We start from the raw sequence: 14,678 nt of genomic DNA on the forward strand, positions 1-14,678 counted from the left end.
TCGTCATGCTGCGCAGCCTCAAGATGTTCGGCATGGCTCAGGCCGCCGACGAACTGATCGAGCAGGGCGCGCCTGCCTTCGATGCTGCCGTGCCGATGCTCGCTGGACTCCTGAAGGCAGAGATGGCCGAACGCGAGGTCAGGTCCATCGCCTATCAGATCAAGGCGGCCCGCTTCCCGGCCTACAAGGATCTGGCTGGCTTCGACTTTGCCGCCAGCGAGATCAACGAAGCCCTCGTCCGCCAGCTTCACCAAGGCGACTTCATGGAAAACGCCGACAATGTCGTGCTGATTGGCGGGCCTGGAACCGGCAAGAGTCATATCGCAACGGCACTGGGCGTCCAGGCCGTCGAGCATCACCGCAAGAAGGTTCGCTTCTTCTCCACGGTCGATCTGGTCAATGCGCTTGAGCAGGAAAAGACCATGAACCGATCCGGCCAGTTGGCAGAACGCCTGCTACGTCTCGACCTGCTCATCCTCGACGAGCTGGGTTATCTGCCCTTCAGCCCATCGGGCGGAGCCATGCTCTTCCATCTGCTCAGCAAGCTGTACGAGCGCACCAGCGTCGTCATCACCACCAACCTAAGCTTCAGCGAATGGGCTGGCGTGTTCGGCGATGCCAAGATGACCACCGCGTTGCTCGATCGGCTAACCCACCACTGCCACATCCTGGAAACCGGAAACGACAGCTTCCGCTTCCGTGCCAGCACCGCTGCGCCAAAAGCCAGAAAGGAGAAGCCAGCATCTTGAACCTGCCAGGATACGGCAGCACATAACCCATACCCACCCGGGTCAATTCTCAATGAAAACCCCGGGTCACATCTCAGTGGCAATCAACAGCTGAGGTCCCGTGACGCCCCGGGCAGATGGTTCGCCGCCGAGCGGCGCCCGTCCTCGGCCCAACCCTGCGCGCCGATCAGCGGCACGAACCGGACCGCGCCGAGATCCTCCTCCGCATAGCTGCCGGTGCCCGTGCGGGTGATCTTGCAGAGCGATTGCTCGCCCGCGTCGCCCACCGGCACCACGAGACCGCCGCCGACCTTAAGCTGCTCCTTGAGCGCGCGCGGCACCTCGGGACCGCCGGCTGAAACCAGGATTGCGTCGAAGGGCGCCTCATCGGGCAGCCCGAGCGTGCCATCACCGATGCGCAGCTCGACATTGCAGTATCCGAGCCCCTCCAGCCGCTTGCGCGCTGCGTGGCCCAGCACCTCGTGCCGCTCGATTGCGAACACGTCCTTTGCGATGCGGCTGATGACGGCAGCCGCATAGCCCGATCCTGCGCCGACCTCGAGCACGCGATCACCCGGCTCGATCTCCGCCGCTTCGATCATGGCCGCAACGATATAAGGCTGGGAGATCGTCTGCCCTGCATCGATCGGCAGCGGCGCGTCGTCATAGGCGAACTCCTCCATACCTTCCGACACGAAACGCTCGCGGGGGACCTCGCGCATGGCGGCAAGCACCGCTTCGTCGCGGATGCCGCGGCGGGCAAGCTGAACATCGACCATCCGGTCCCGCTGCTTCGCCAAATCACCCATGAGACGTCTTCGCGGGAGCGGCTCTCACCGGCACGCCGAGCGCGCTCAGCTTGGCGAGGGTCTGCTCGGCGCTGCGGTGGTGAACGAAGATGCCGCCGGCGTCCTGCCAGAGATGAGCGTGCTTCAGCTGATCGTCGACGAGGATGTCGCCGGACCGGCAGTGATTGCGCTTGTCGACCGCCATCACCGTCAGGATGCGGGTACCTGGAAAATGCTCGGCCGCCCAGCGCACCTTCTGCGGGGCAGCCCATTTGCCGCGCGGCAAGCCAGTCAGGATGATGGGATCGACGTGCCGCACCGCCTCGAACAGGATCATCGCGTCCGGCATCAGCGGCAGGGTGCCGTAGAAGTCGGGATGGCGGGCGATCTCCCGCCAGAAGGCCGGGAGACCGCGACGCTTCTCGAAGACACGCGGCGGCATGCCGAGCAGCTCGGTCGCGCCGCGATCGAAGTCGGCCAGAACGCCGTCGCAGTCGAGATACAGCTGCATCAGCTAAAACCTTGCCGGTTCAATATGGATCGGAACCGGCGCGGGCAATGGCTCCCAACCTCGTTCGGCGATCACGTCATTGCTCTGGACGGCCTTGCGGTCCCGGCTTCGGTCAAGCGACCAGGTGACGTGGTAGGTGCTGCCGTCAGGCCGATCCGTGCTGCCGTCGATCGAGACGATCAACGCCTGTAGGCCTTCGCCATCATCGACGCTCCCGACGATCTCGGCAGCCTCTTGCACGGGCAGCGGCTCATTGGCCGACGCACCCGCCTTCAGCGTGACATGATCAGCAATCACGTCGGGCCAAATTGGCGGAAATCGTTCGAGCAGCTGTGCCCGTTCATTGCGATCGAGTTTCCAGCCCGTGACCGGCATCACTCAGACTTCGGATAAGGGTCCGTCGGCGGCGCATTGTCCGCGCGGGAGGTCTCACCGCGAGCATCGTCGGGCGACGGGTCTTCTCCCGCCGCGCGGGCGCTGCCGCCGATCTCCGCTTCTTCGCCGGGCTCGTGGGTTGGCTGGCGATGGGCGCCCTCAGCCTCATGCTCCTTCAGGATCGGGTAGCGCAGGTTGTTCTCCGCATCACCCTGTCCGCTGTTGTCGCGCATCCTCTCGCTCCTTTTCCAATTACTGAACGGTCGGGATCGCCCTGCGGCAGTCGGCCGCACACTCGCGGCACATCTCGGCGCAAAGCCGGCAGTGCTCATGCTCATGGCGTGCGCATTCCTCCGCGCACAGCTCGCATACCCTTGCGCAGGACTCGAGCATCAGCCGCAGCGTCTCGATATTCTGCCCCGTTCGCCGGATCGCCAACCGGCCTGTCGCCGCACAGACGTCGGCGCAATCCAGACACGAGCGGATGCACTGCGCCATGTCCATCGCCTCGGCGACGCAAGCGTCGCCGCAGGAGGTACACATCTCCGCGCAGAACATCGCATGGCGGGCCGCGGTCGCGAGCGTTTCGTTGAAGTCCTCGCCGACATCGGGGTGAAGCGCGATCATCTTGTGAATGGACATGGCAGTCTCCTAAATGATCGGCTTGCCGCCAGTGACGGCAATGGTGGCGCCCGAGATGTAGCTCGCCTCGTCAGTGGCGAGCATCACATAGGCCGCTGCGAGCTCCTTAGGCTGGGCAGGACGACCTAGTGGCGTATTCTTCCCGAACTCCTTCACCTGGTCTGGCGGCATGGTGGACGGAATGAGTGGGGTCCAGACCGGTCCGGGTGCGACGCAGTTCACGCGGATCTTCTTCTCGCCGAGCAACTGCGCCAGCCCGCCGGTGAAGTTCTGGATCGCGCCCTTGGTTGTGGCATATGGCAGCAGGGTCGGCTTGGGCGTGTCCGCGTTGACGGACGTCGTGTTGATGATGGCGCTGCCCTCGCGCATGTGCGGCAGCGCGGCCTTGGCCAAATAGAACATCGCGTGGATGTTGGTCGCGAATGTCTTTTCCCACTCCTCATCCGGGATGTCCTCGAGTTGCTCATAGGTCATTTGGTGAGCGGCGTTGTTGACGAGGATGTCGATCCGGCCGAACGCCTCGACCGCCTTGTCGACGATGGCGCGGCAATGGCCGGCGCTGCTGATGTCGCCGGACACGAGCACAGCCTTACGGCCCGCCTCCTCGATCCAGCGCGCGGTCTCTTGCGCATCGTCGTCTTCATCGAGATAGGCGATGAGCACGTCCGCACCCTCGCGGGCATAGGCGATCGCCACTGCACGACCGATGCCACTGTCGCCGCCAGTGATGACCGCCTTCTTGCCCTCGAGCCTGCCCGAACCGCGGTAAGTCTCTTCACCATGGTCTGGACGCGGATCCATGTCTTCGGTCTTGCCTGGAACCTGCTGTTGCTGCTCCGGAAGAGGCGGCTTTACCGCTTCGAGGGCTTCATCGCTCATCGCGTGGATACTCCTTGGGGGCTTGGCGAAAAAGCGCCCCCCCGAGCGGCGCGGTTCCCGCGCGAGGAGTCCGGGCAGGTTGATTGCAGCCGAACCGTGCCGCCTATGTGATTACCGATGCCACTGAATCACATGGATCAGTAATGTGCTCTCCTGGGCGCGCACGCCGACCTTCTGCGCGTCGCTCGGGGAAACTTCGGTCTGCAGTCCAGTTGCCTCAAAGGAGCATCGAATCGCGGAGGAGCTCATCATCATGCCTGACACCAAGCAAGGCATCGCAGGGGCCAAGCAGGACGAAGACCTCAAAGAAAACCCCGGCATCGGCCAGTCCAAGGGCGCCTATGCGTCGGGCGAGGAGCTCGACGATGCCGACGGCGACAACACCGTCGAGGGCGATGTCGAGAATGATCCCCAGGGGGACGGCAGCGTCGACCCCAACCGCCTCGGCCGTACCAATCCTTGAGCAAGACGGACACTCCTCGGGAGCGCCGTCGCACCGCGGTCATCACCGGTGCGTCCAGCGGGATCGGTCAGGCAACTGCCGAAGCGTTCGAGACAGATAGCTGGAACCTGGTGCTTGCCGCGCGCCGCCGGGAGGATCTTGAGACGGTTGCCGCGCATTGCCGCGACGCGGGCGCGCAAGTGCTGGCCGTGCCAGCCGACGTCGGCGACGCCGAGGCGGTTCGCAAGCTCGCAAAGATAGCCTGTGAGTTCGCCGACCCGATCGACCCCTGGTTCAGCAATGTCGGCGTCGGGGCGGTGGGTAAGTTCCTGGACGTGCCGATGGCGACCCACGATCAGATCGTCCGTTCGAACCTCATCGGCCATATGAACGATGCGCATGCCGCTCTGCCCATCTTCATCGAGCAGGGTCATGGCGTCTTCGTGAACATGATCTCGCTCGGCGGCTTTGCGGCGGCACCCTTTGCTGCCGCCTACTCCGCGAGCAAGTTCCGGCTCAAGGGCTTCTCGGAGGCGCTGCGTGCGGAGCTTGCCGACTATCCGGACGTCCACATCTGTGACGTCTATCCTTCCTTCGTTGATACGCCGGCGATCCTCCACGCCGGCAACTATACTGGCAAGGCGCTTTCCGCGCCGCCGCCGCTTCTCGATCCACGAACCGTTGCTGCCGCGGTCGTGCGCCTTGCCGATCATCCGCGATCGGCCGTCATTCTCGGATCGCCAAGCTGGGCTTCGCGGCTCAGCCATTTCATCGCGCCCTCGCTGAACGCGCGGGGCATCAAGGGGGCCTCCGAGCGCTATTTCGCTCAAGCGGAGCCGGCGCCGATTACCAACGGCAATGTGCTGACGCCACCTGATGATGGTGTACGTATCGGCGGCGGCCTACGCTCGCCCTCTCAGAGGCGCGGGGATCGCGGCCATGGCCGTTTTGAGCGCACTCGCGCTCGGTGGAGCAGCACTCATGATGCGCAGAACGGTGCACCGCGCTTGATCCCGAATGGTCCGACCTTCGAGATGTCCGCGCCTTCTGTTCCAACGGCTCTAGCTGCCGATGGAAAGCGTGAAGAGGCAGAGCCAGCCACAGAAATCCTCGCCGGTCAGCAGCGACGAATGCGTCGCCAAGAAGTTGGCTGGGTTCCGGTCCTCACGATCACCATGCCGCTGAACCTCGTTGCTCGACGAGGTCAGCTACCGCTTGCGAGGGAAGAATGCCACTGACGATCAACGGAACGGTTCACGATTTCACAGGTGATCCACGAACCACGCTGCTCGACTTCCTGCGCGAGGGTTGCGGCCTCACGGGGACGAAAAAGGGCTGTGATCATGGCCAGTGCGGAGCCTGCGGGCACGCCTTGTTTGGCAACCGCAAAGTCGCGTTCGCGGATCTGCTGGGGGGCGAGGACTTGGTCCAGATCGGTCACTTCAAGCCCGGCAAGATCACCGAGGCGTTTTCCGCCGCCATGTACGGCGCATTTTTCGCCGAGGTCGGTGTGAATGCCTATTCAGGGGAGGTCCGGGTGCGTCGCTTCACGGGTGCGTTCTCCCTCGGCCGTGTGCTCAACGCCAAGACGGCTACGTCGCAATGCATGGGCGGGATGGTTTGGGGCATCGGCAGCGCGCTGACCGAGGAGCTGACCTTCGACCCTCGCGACGGCCACATCGTCAATCCCGATCTTGCCGAATACCACGTTCCGGTGAACCTCGACCCGCCGCAACTCGACGCGATCCTGGTGGAAGAGCGTGATCCGGCGGGTAGCCCGCTGCAATCGAAGGGCGTTGGCGAACTGGGCATCTGCGGGGCGGCAGGCGCCATCGCCAACGCCATCTACAACGCCTGTGGTGTGCGTGCACGCAGCTTTCCGATTACGCCGGACAAGGTGCTGGCCGGCCTGCCTGACGTGTGATCGGCCAATAAGGGAGTTTACGCATGCATCGCAGTCGAAAGTTCGGATTGGCGACAAGCGCGACTGTCGGCGGGGCGGGTCTTCTCGCCCTTTACCGGTGGTGGTCCTTGCGCTCAGGGTACTCCGCACCCGACCGCGTCGGTTACCCTCCGCTTGGCATCCCGAAATCGCTCGCGAAGGATCTTTGGATCGTCGACGACACGATGGTGGCAAGCGGCATGTCGCTCCCCATTCGCATGACCGTCGTGCGGCTCGAAGGTGGAGCGCTGATGCTCCACTCTCCAGTCGCCTGCACACCAGAACTGAAAGCCGCGCTGGCGGATCTTGGGACTGTCCGCCACCTGCTAGCCCCCACGACTGCGCACTGGACGCACCTGTCGGATTGGCAGCAGGCCTACCCCGATGCAAAGACATGGGCGGTGCCGGGTCTGCGCGATCGCGCCCAGGTTCGCATGTCAAAGGTGCGGATCGACGATGATCTTCAGGACCTTGCCCCCTCCGCTTGGCAGGATGAGGTTGAGCAGGGCCTGCTACGCGGCGGCAATCTTTTCTGCGAAAGCTACCTGTTCCACAAGGCGAGCCGAACGCTCATCCTGTGCGACACAATTCAGAATCTGGAGCCCGTCAAGCTGCCACCGATAACGCGCATCATGGCTCGCCTGGCGGGCGGCACGCACGCGACCACCGCGCACCATGTCCGAACCGCCCTGCGGTTTGGCGGGGCCGAGACCAGGGCCGCCATCCAACGGATGATCGGACTGAATCCCGAGCGCGTCCTTTTCGCCCACGGCGTTTCCTTCGAGGAGGATGCCGCTCGCAAGCTGCGCAACGCATTCCGCTGGACAGGAGATATCACGTGACCGGCAAGACCAGCGACTTCTTCGTCGAACGCCTCAGGGCCTGGGGCGTCACCCGCATCTACGGTTACTCCGGAGACGGCATCAATGGCGTCCTGGGCGCTCTGCAACGCGCCGAAAAGGAGGGCAACGGCATCGAGTTCATCCAGGTTCGACACGAGGAAATGGCCGCCTTCATGGCGACTGCGCACGCGAAGTTCACAGGCGAGCTTGGAGTCTGCCTGTCGACGGGTGGACCGGGCGCCACCCACCTCGTTACGGGCCTCTATGATGCAAAGCTGGACCATGTTCCGGTTCTGGCCATCGCAGGCCAGGCGGAAAGCACCGTTCGCGGCGCTAACTACCAGCAGGAGCTCAACCTCGACCGGTTGTTCGCGGATGTGTGCGGGTATGTTCAGGAAGTGGCGGCACCCGCGCAGCTTCGCCATGTCACCGATCGGGCCATCCGCATCGCCAAGGCTGCGCGTGACGTGACCGCTATCGTCCTGCCCAAGGATGTGCAGGACCAACCATACGAAGAGCCTGCGCAGCAGCATGGGTTCACGCGGTCCGGGACCGGCTATTCAAGGCCGACGATCGTTCCCCAGCCGGAGGACCTTGGCCGTGCAGCCGATCTGCTCAACGCTGGTACCAAGGTCGCCATCCTGATCGGAGCGGGCGCGCGTAGCGCAGCTTCCGAGGTCGTCGAAATCGCCGACCTGTTGGGTGCGGGCATCGCCAAAGCGCTTCTGGGAAAGGACGTGCTGCCCGACGACATCCCTTTCGTCACCGGCGCCATCGGCCTGTTGGGGACACGCCCCTCCTCCGACCTGATGCGCAAGTGCGATACCTTGCTCATGATCGGTACCGGTTTCCCGTGGGCAGAGTTCCTTCCTGGCGATGGTCAAGCGCGTGCCGTACAGATAGACCTCGACCCCGCAATGCTTGGTCTTCGCTATCCCGTGGATGTCAACCTCCACGGCGATGCGGCCGAAACGCTACGGGCCCTGAAGCCGCTTCTACGGCGCAAGGAAGATCGATCTTGGCGCGACGATGTGGAAGCCGAGGTCGCAAAATGGTGGGAGACGCTCGAAGAGCGCGCCATGGCCGAAGCCAACCCAGTCAATCCGCAGCGAGTGGTCTGGGAGATGTCGCCTCGGCTCCCGTCCGACGCCATAGTCACTTCGGACTCCGGATCCTGCGCCAACTGGTACGCGCGCGACTGGAAGGTCCAGGCGGGCCAGTGCGGCTCTTTGTCCGGTGGACTTGCCTCCATGGGGGCTGCGGTTCCCTATGCCATTGCAGCCAAGTTCGCCCATCCCAAACGACCGGTGATCGCTCTGGTGGGCGACGGCGCCATGCAGATGAACAACATGGCTGAACTCATAACGGTCCAGAAATACTGGCGCGATTGGGAAGATCCCCGCTTCGTCGTGTGCGTGTTCAACAACGGCGACTTGAATGAAGTCACTTGGGAGCAGCGCGTGATGGAAGGTAACCCGCGGTATCCAACGACACAGGATATCCCGGATGTGCCCTATGCGCGCTTTTCCGAGATGCTGGGGCTCGGCGGGATCTATGTCGACGACCCATTGCAGCTTGGGTCAGCTTGGCAGCAGGCGCTAAGCGCAGACCGCCCGACCCTCATCGAGGTCAGGACCGACCCTTCGGTTGCTCCATTCCCGCCCCATCTCACGCTTCAGCAGGCAAAAGGATTCATGACGTCCATGGTCAAGGGCGACCGCAAAGTCGGCACAGTTCTGGTCGACACTGCGCGGCAACTCTTTCAGGAGATCAAGAATTAGCGTGCGACAGGGGGCAACCGGCGACGGCTCCACGGTCCGGATACAGCGATTTTGCCTCCGTGATGGCGTGCCTGCCCCTGGTGCCGAAAATCGCTTCGTCCTGCGCGAGGTCGAAAGTAGCTGGCAACAGCCTTAAACACGGCCTCTAGATGAGCGGCGATGACCTCCACCTACCCCTGGAAGCCGTCGTTCGCCGCTGCGCCGAAGAGCTACGGCATTGCCCCAAGCCCTGCCCGTTGCCGCCGCCCCCTTTCGGACCTTCGACGACCTGTTCTCCGATGGCAGCCGGTGGCCGTTAGGCGAATGTCCGGATCGAGCCAGCTCGCGGGGCAAGCTGACGCTCGCGCGAAGTCGGCAGCCCACCATCCCCGGTCTTTCCCATTTAGGATTTCACATGGTCGCGATCAGGTTGAAGGAGACATAACGCGTCCACTTGCCCGCCGTGGCGTTTGGAGCATTCCGAAGGAAGCGTTCCTTGGCCAGCACCAAACCATCAAATTCAAACTGTAGCCGCTTCGGAATAACCCAGTAGCGCACGCGGCCCTCCAGCTGGTGCCCGGCGAAATCGCCTGACCGCCCGGAAGCGTCACGAACGCCGGTGGAGGAGAAACTGTCCTGCCGTGCAGCAAGCCACATGGGCCGGTATGCGGCGAACCAGTCGAGGCGCTTGCTGGGTTTGGCCTCGAGCCGGACAGCGACCGTTTCGATGTTGGTTCGCGCGAGGGCATTATAGAGCCCAGCTGGCGCGAGGTCGGCGCGGCGCATACCGAAGAGGGTATCAAAGCGGCCAAACTTCCCGCCTGGCTTGTCGCCGCTCGCCCGATCATATTCGACAGACAAACGCGGCGTCCAGGCGCCCGGGAAAGTATAGCCCACGTCGGCATGGATAAAGCTGGCAGCCACGGTTTGGCGGTGGGCGGACGCAGCGATTGACGTGCTCACTGACCCGGTCTGATAAAATGCTTCGATTTCATAATCTAAATTTGAAACCTTCGGCTCGACGATCAGGCGACCACCGAAGGTGTCGAGCGAGCGGTCGCGGGTCGGCCGCCCCGGGGCGTCACGCTCTCCCAGATGAAAATAGGTGAGTTCGAGGGTCGCGGGGCCAATGGTCTTCGCACGGCTGAGTTGACCGCCCCAAAGCACGAGGTCGAAGCTTTCCCGATCGAGCTTCACTTTGGCCGAACGAACATCGTCTAATGTGTCTGGCAGGCGAACCTGCGGCAAAGTGTAGATGAAGGTGCCCTTCCAACCGCCCCGGGCGGCGAAATCAGCCCTCACGCCGGTATAGCCGTTTGTCGTGTTGCGATAATCGTCGGCGGCGACCAGGCGCCGAGAACCAAGGTTGAGCATCATGCGCCCGGCGGTGAGTGTGATTTTTGAACCAGCGCCCAGCGGATCCTGAAATGTTCCCGCAACATAGGCCTGAACCGGCTCGAATGCGTTCACCTCATTCGTCGATACAGGCGTACCAACCCGGTCACCCCAGACCCGGCTGTCATAAAGTTCGACAGCGACCTCAATGTCGGCCTTACGATATCGAGCCAGCACATTGGTACGCAAGTTCAACAAATCATCATGTTCGTTGAAGCCGACCCGTGGCTGCCCGTCGATGGCTTCGTAGCGCAGACGCATTGCCCCGGAGATCGACAGTCCTTCTTGAACCTCTTGCCCTTGGGCTGGTGTCGCAGTTGCTGCACAGACAACCGCCATGCCCATCACGTACCCCGAGAGCCATCCCACCGTCGCGCGTCTCATTAGATATACCTATTCCCTCACCTGCACCGTTGAGATATGCTTCTATCATGATTCGAGCAACACCTCATTCCGAGTGGATCGCGCTGCTTCACCAGTTGCCCACGAAGCCGCCATATCTGCGGGTGAAAATCTGGCGCCGACTTCAGGGCATCGGCGCCGTGGCGATTAAGAATGCAGTTCATGTTCTGCCCAAGGCGCCGGAACATGAAGCGACCTTTCTGGAACTGCTGAACGAGATCGTCGCAAATGGGGGTGAGGCGATCCTGATCGATCTCCGCCTTCTGGCCGGTATGACGGATGGGGACGTACAAGCCTTGTTCGATGGCGCCAGGGACACCGATTACGACGAGATCACGCAGAGCGCCCGCCGCCTGCTGGAGACGGGGCCTGCAAGCGGTAGCGAGATCGCGCGCCTTCAGAAACGGATGGGCGAGGTCACGGCGCTTGATTACTTCGGAGCACCGGGTCGCCGCGATGCTGAAACGGCTCTCGAGCAGCTCGATCGTCAACGCTACGAGCATCCTGACGTCAGCCGCTCCCACCCCCTCGCCGAACAACCGCTCGACCTCAAATCCAAAGTCTGGGTGACGCGCAGCGGGGTACATGTTGATCGGATAGCCTGCGCCTGGCTCATCCGCCGGTTCGTGGATCCCGAGGCGACCTTCAAGTTCGTGGACGCTCGCAGCTATCTGCCTGGGCCCGGCGAGCTTCGCTTCGACATGGCAGAGGCGGAGTTCACCCACGAGGAAGACCGTTGCAGCTTCGAGACGATCGTAGTGCGCGCCGGTCTCATGGATGACCCGGCTCTGGTCGCCATCGGCGAGATCATTCACGATCTCGATATCGCCGATGGCAAGTTCAACCGCCCGGAGACGCCCGGCCTCGGTGCTATCCTGTCCGGAGTGTGCGCGTCCTGCGACGACGATCTTCAACGCATCGCTCAAGCCGGCGAGGCCCTCAACCAGTTCCATGCATTCTTCAGCGCGAGGAATCCTGCACCATGACTAGTGTCGTCAGCACATCCTCCGAGTTGCCATCGCAACGCGCGGGCGACCATGGCATTCCGTTTGCCGAAGCGGTGGGAGTTTGGGCGCGCATCGCCGCCCTGAGCTTCGGCGGACCTGCGGGTCAGATCGCCGTCATGCATCGTATCTTGGTGGAAGAGAAGAGGTGGATCGGGGAAGAGCGTTTCCTCCACGCCCTCAACTACTGCATGCTCCTTCCCGGACCCGAAGCACAGCAGCTTGCCGCCTACATAGGTTGGCTTCTCCATAAGACCAGGGGCGGTCTGGTCGCTGGAGCCCTGTTCGTCCTGCCCGGCTTCCTTGCGATCCTCGGCCTCAGCTACGTCTATGTGCTTTTCGGCCAGGCGCCGCTTATCGAGGGGTTGTTCTTCGGCTTGAAGGCGGCCGTTCTCGCTGTGGTCATCCAGGCGGTGGTGCGCGTGGGATCGCGAGCGCTCAAGAACAACGTGATGCGAGGGATCGCAGCGGCTGCTTTCGTTTCCATCTTCTTTCTGGGTGCGCCATTCCCGCTGATTGTCTTGCTGGCCGGTATCGGCGGCTACCTCGGAGGACGCGCGGGTCTTCCCGCCTTCAAGGGCGGCGGAGGCCACGGATCGGCAGGCGGCAATATCGTCCACGATGCGGATACCGCACTTGGGGAAGGCCTGCCCGAGCATGCCCGGCCCAACTTGGCCTGGTCGCTGAAGATCTCGGGAGCTCTTCTCGTCCTGTGGCTCGCGCCCGTTATAGCGCTGCTGGTATTTGCCGGGCCGGACAACGTCTTCACGCAGATCGCCACATTCTTCAGCCAGATGGCTGTCGTGACCTTCGGCGGCGCCTACGCCGTTCTCGCCTATGTCGCACAAGAGGCTGTCGGCACCTATGGATGGTTGCAACCCGGCGAAATGCTGAATGGCCTCGGTCTCGCCGAGACGACGCCGGGACCACTGATCATGGTCACGCAGTTCGTCGGCTTCCTCGCCGCCTTTCGCGAGACGACCGGGATGTCTTCGCTTGTTGCGGCAACGCTCGGCGCGATCCTCACCACCTGGGTGACTTTCGTGCCCTGCTTCCTGTGGATTTTTGCCGGGGCGCCATTCGTCGAGCGGCTACGCGGCAATCGCGCGCTCTCTTCGGCGCTGACGGCCATCACGGCAGCGGTCGTGGGTGTCATCTTGAATCTCGCTGTCTGGTTTGCGATCCACACGCTTTTCACGCGCACCCGCACGGTCGATTTTATCGGCGGCGGTTTCGACGTTCCGGTGCTCTCCTCGCTTAATGTTGCAGCACTTGTCCTCGCCCTGGGCGCGGCGATCGCAGTCTTCAGGTTCAAGATCGGCATGATCCCCGTTCTGCTGGGCTGCGCTCTACTCGGCGCTGCCTATGTGCTGATCCCGTGAGGCCGCACGCGGCGCAGCTCGTCGATCGGTATTCCGAACGTAAGGAAGCTGGCGTTCCCGTGAATGCGACCACAAACCATTCCGCAATTGCAATTACGCCCCAATCCCGATTTTCTTTCCGACCACTGATTCCGGGGCTAGGCGGAACGAAGGTTTATGACTGGAATGGGCGCAGATCAGCTGCCACGCTGGAGGGTCTGGCTCCTTGCAATGGCAAGGAGCCAGACAATTTCAGATCTCAGTGCCCTCTGCGAGGGTCAAAGCATCCTCTACGTCCACGCCGAGGTATCTGACCGTGCTTTCAATCTTCGTGTGTCCAAGCAAAATCTGGACAGCGCGGAGATTTCCAGTCGCCTTGTAGATGATCGATGCCTTCGTTCGGCGTAGAGAGTGAGTGCCATAGTCTTCGCCGGGCAAGCCGATCCCGGTAACCCATTCGTCGACAAGACGAGCATATTGCCGGGTGCTTATGTGGGCAGCGTGATCCGTGCGACTAGGGAAAGCAAAGTCCTCCAAGGATCCACCGCGGAGTTCGAGCCATTTGAGAAGGCTAGCGCGGGCATCGGTCATCAGTTCAAACTGAACCGGCCTGCCCGTCTTCTGCTGTACGACCGTAGCCCGTGTTCGAATTTTCCGATCGCAAACGATATCGCTGATCCTGATCTTCACCAAATCGCATCCGCGAAGCTTACTGTCGATGGCAAGGTCAAAGAGAGCCCGGTCGCGGACCCGCCCATGCTGGTCGAGAAAGAAGCGGATCGCCCATATCTGACGGGGTTTGAGCGCTCGCTTCGCACCAACTTTGCGCCCGGCGTTCCACGACACCCTCTCGCCCAACTTGAACAGTGCGTTTTGAAAATACGTTTTTGTTCAATGGCATGCGTGCACAGGCGCAAGTGTTACCACTACATTTTTGGGGTCGGTTGAGCTGCAGAGGCTCAGGTTTGCGGTGGCAACTCGCTGATATTGGCCGGCAGCGCGATGCCGGTTGCCTTGAAGACATTCCCTACCTGGCCCGAGACGTGGGTACGGGTGGTAATGACCTTGCCGTCCTTTTCGATGGTGGCTTCCTGAAGGCGATCGAGATCGTTGAGGAGCGGCTGCCATTCGGGCTGGAAGCCCTTTTCCTGACAAAGACGGGTGAGTTCCTTGGCCAGCGTCAGAGCGAGGAACGAGACAAACACATGGCCGCGGATAGCGGCATCGGACTGATGGAAGATGGGCCGGGTATCGAAGCTCGCCTTGGCGACGCGGAACAGGGCTTCGACCTGAAGCAGGTCACGGTAGCGGATGACCGCCTGCAGCGGGGTGATCCGGGCATTGGTGCGCAGCACGCTGATACCATCGTAGCGGGCCTCGTCGGCAAGCTTGCCCATGTCGATCTCGAAGGTCTTGCCGCTGGCCTTGAGATAGCGGCGATAAGCTGAGTTACCAACCAGGGCCTTGTCACCCTTCTTCAGCTGGGTCTGGAGGCCATCGATGATCGCTTGCCGATCGGCTTTGTCCTTCCTTGCCTCAGCTTCGTTGAGTGTGACGACATAGCGCTGGGCATCTGCGCCTTTGCCAACGCGCACCTCCTTGACCCA

General features: G+C 62.4%; 16 protein-coding genes and 3 pseudogenes. 10 read left to right on the forward strand and 9 right to left on the reverse strand.

Features of this window, described 5'->3' with window-relative positions; all coding sequences use genetic code 11:
- On the forward strand, nt 1-749 hold a 749-nt coding region (gene istB, locus L284_RS44380; protein WP_021233816.1), incomplete at its 5' end, for an IS21-like element helper ATPase IstB.
- A gap of 83 nt (nt 750-832) precedes the next feature.
- Here the strand turns inward: istB and L284_RS44385 are convergent.
- Genes L284_RS44385 through L284_RS44410 form a run of 6 tightly spaced genes read right to left on the reverse strand, consistent with a single transcriptional unit; the run spans nt 833 to nt 3,923 of the window.
- Nucleotides 833-1,537, reverse strand: a complete 705-nt coding sequence (locus tag L284_RS44385) for a protein-L-isoaspartate(D-aspartate) O-methyltransferase (RefSeq protein WP_200861685.1) — start codon at nt 1,535-1,537, stop codon at nt 833-835.
- On the reverse strand, nt 1,530-2,027 hold the full coding sequence (locus L284_RS44390) for a hypothetical protein (RefSeq protein WP_021235867.1): 498 nt from the start codon (nt 2,025-2,027) through the stop codon (nt 1,530-1,532). The genes L284_RS44385 and L284_RS44390 overlap by 8 nt, the downstream gene beginning before the upstream one ends.
- A gap of 3 nt (nt 2,028-2,030) precedes the next feature.
- The gene (locus L284_RS44395) at nt 2,031-2,402 is read right to left on the reverse strand and encodes a hypothetical protein (RefSeq protein WP_021235868.1); all 372 of its coding nucleotides are present in this window, start codon (nt 2,400-2,402) and stop codon (nt 2,031-2,033) included.
- Nucleotides 2,402-2,635, reverse strand: coding sequence for a hypothetical protein (locus L284_RS44400; RefSeq protein WP_021235869.1), 234 nt, complete (start codon nt 2,633-2,635; stop codon nt 2,402-2,404). The genes L284_RS44395 and L284_RS44400 overlap by 1 nt, the downstream gene beginning before the upstream one ends.
- Before the next feature lie 19 nt (nt 2,636-2,654).
- On the reverse strand, nt 2,655-3,044 hold the full coding sequence (locus tag L284_RS44405) for a four-helix bundle copper-binding protein (protein ID WP_021235870.1): 390 nt from the start codon (nt 3,042-3,044) through the stop codon (nt 2,655-2,657).
- 9 nt (nt 3,045-3,053) lie between these two features.
- Complete coding sequence (locus tag L284_RS44410; protein WP_021235871.1) at nt 3,054-3,923, reverse strand: SDR family oxidoreductase; 870 nt, start codon at nt 3,921-3,923, stop codon at nt 3,054-3,056.
- Between the two features lie 253 nt (nt 3,924-4,176).
- Here L284_RS44410 and L284_RS0124945 point away from each other — a divergent pair, with 253 nt between their 5' ends.
- From L284_RS0124945 to L284_RS44430, 6 genes and pseudogenes are all read left to right on the forward strand, one after another.
- Nucleotides 4,177-4,386 (forward strand): hypothetical protein, encoded by a 210-nt coding sequence (locus tag L284_RS0124945; RefSeq protein WP_052018455.1) that lies wholly within the window; start codon nt 4,177-4,179, stop codon nt 4,384-4,386.
- The gene (locus L284_RS44415; RefSeq protein WP_152524769.1) at nt 4,383-5,603 is read left to right on the forward strand and encodes an SDR family oxidoreductase; all 1,221 of its coding nucleotides are present in this window, start codon (nt 4,383-4,385) and stop codon (nt 5,601-5,603) included. The genes L284_RS0124945 and L284_RS44415 overlap by 4 nt, the downstream gene beginning before the upstream one ends.
- A pseudogene (locus L284_RS49130) lies at nt 5,594-5,716 on the forward strand ((2Fe-2S)-binding protein); the annotation flags it as partial. The gene L284_RS44415 and the pseudogene L284_RS49130, both read left to right, overlap by 10 nt.
- A 51-nt stretch (nt 5,717-5,767) precedes the next feature.
- Nucleotides 5,768-6,289: pseudogene (locus L284_RS44420) on the forward strand (molybdopterin cofactor-binding domain-containing protein); the annotation flags it as partial.
- Between the two features lie 47 nt (nt 6,290-6,336).
- Nucleotides 6,337-7,149: a DUF4336 domain-containing protein gene (locus L284_RS44425; RefSeq protein WP_160172151.1), complete on the forward strand. Its 813-nt coding sequence runs from the start codon at nt 6,337-6,339 to the stop codon at nt 7,147-7,149.
- A complete protein-coding gene (locus L284_RS44430) occupies nt 7,146-8,930 on the forward strand; it encodes a thiamine pyrophosphate-requiring protein (RefSeq protein ID WP_021235875.1) in 1,785 nt (594 codons plus the stop codon). The genes L284_RS44425 and L284_RS44430 overlap by 4 nt, the downstream gene beginning before the upstream one ends.
- A 390-nt stretch (nt 8,931-9,320) precedes the next feature.
- Here the strand turns inward: L284_RS44430 and L284_RS44435 are convergent, their stop codons facing one another.
- Nucleotides 9,321-10,688 carry an alginate export family protein gene (locus L284_RS44435; protein WP_235054575.1) on the reverse strand — a complete coding sequence of 456 codons (1,368 nt, stop codon included), beginning with the start codon at nt 10,686-10,688 and terminating at the stop codon, nt 9,321-9,323.
- A gap of 47 nt (nt 10,689-10,735) precedes the next feature.
- Between L284_RS44435 and L284_RS44440 the strand changes: the two genes are divergently transcribed.
- The 3 genes and pseudogenes from L284_RS44440 to L284_RS48900 form a co-directional block, all read left to right on the forward strand.
- Entirely contained in the window at nt 10,736-11,692 is a 957-nt protein-coding gene (locus tag L284_RS44440; RefSeq protein WP_031343103.1) for a chromate resistance protein ChrB domain-containing protein, read from the forward strand.
- Nucleotides 11,689-13,092, forward strand: a complete 1,404-nt coding sequence (chrA, locus tag L284_RS44445) for a chromate efflux transporter (RefSeq protein WP_031343105.1) — start codon at nt 11,689-11,691, stop codon at nt 13,090-13,092. The genes L284_RS44440 and chrA overlap by 4 nt, the downstream gene beginning before the upstream one ends.
- A pseudogene (locus L284_RS48900) lies at nt 13,089-13,199 on the forward strand (arsenical resistance protein ArsH); the annotation flags it as partial. The gene chrA and the pseudogene L284_RS48900, both read left to right, overlap by 4 nt.
- 124 nt (nt 13,200-13,323) lie before the next feature.
- On the opposite strand, the gene L284_RS44450 reads toward L284_RS48900, so the two are convergent.
- The gene (locus L284_RS44450) at nt 13,324-13,938 is read right to left on the reverse strand and encodes a tyrosine-type recombinase/integrase (protein WP_031343107.1); all 615 of its coding nucleotides are present in this window, start codon (nt 13,936-13,938) and stop codon (nt 13,324-13,326) included.
- 92 nt (nt 13,939-14,030) lie between these two features.
- Nucleotides 14,031-14,678 (reverse strand): IS1634 family transposase (locus tag L284_RS48575; RefSeq protein WP_021235346.1); only part of this gene is annotated, 648 nt, incomplete at its 5' end.

The organism is Novosphingobium lindaniclasticum LE124 (assembly GCF_000445125.1).
GTDB lineage: Bacteria > Pseudomonadota > Alphaproteobacteria > Sphingomonadales > Sphingomonadaceae > Novosphingobium > Novosphingobium lindaniclasticum.

Bases quoted from the DNA above. Each gene is read 5' to 3' on its own strand.
- L284_RS44385 (WP_200861685.1), bottom strand. From the start codon at position 1,537: ATGGGTGATTTGGCGAAGCAGCGGGACCGGATGGTCGATGTTCAGCTT.
- L284_RS44390 (WP_021235867.1), bottom strand. From the start codon at position 2,027: ATGCAGCTGTATCTCGACTGCGACGGCGTTCTGGCCGACTTCGATCGC.
- L284_RS44395 (WP_021235868.1), bottom strand. From the start codon at position 2,402: ATGCCGGTCACGGGCTGGAAACTCGATCGCAATGAACGGGCACAGCTG.
- L284_RS44400 (WP_021235869.1), bottom strand. From the start codon at position 2,635: ATGCGCGACAACAGCGGACAGGGTGATGCGGAGAACAACCTGCGCTAC.
- L284_RS44405 (WP_021235870.1), bottom strand. From the start codon at position 3,044: ATGTCCATTCACAAGATGATCGCGCTTCACCCCGATGTCGGCGAGGAC.
- L284_RS44410 (WP_021235871.1), bottom strand. From the start codon at position 3,923: ATGAGCGATGAAGCCCTCGAAGCGGTAAAGCCGCCTCTTCCGGAGCAG.
- L284_RS0124945 (WP_052018455.1), top strand. From the start codon at position 4,177: ATGCCTGACACCAAGCAAGGCATCGCAGGGGCCAAGCAGGACGAAGAC.
- L284_RS44435 (WP_235054575.1), bottom strand. From the start codon at position 10,688: ATGAGACGCGCGACGGTGGGATGGCTCTCGGGGTACGTGATGGGCATG.
- L284_RS44440 (WP_031343103.1), top strand. From the start codon at position 10,736: ATGATTCGAGCAACACCTCATTCCGAGTGGATCGCGCTGCTTCACCAG.
- chrA (WP_031343105.1), top strand. From the start codon at position 11,689: ATGACTAGTGTCGTCAGCACATCCTCCGAGTTGCCATCGCAACGCGCG.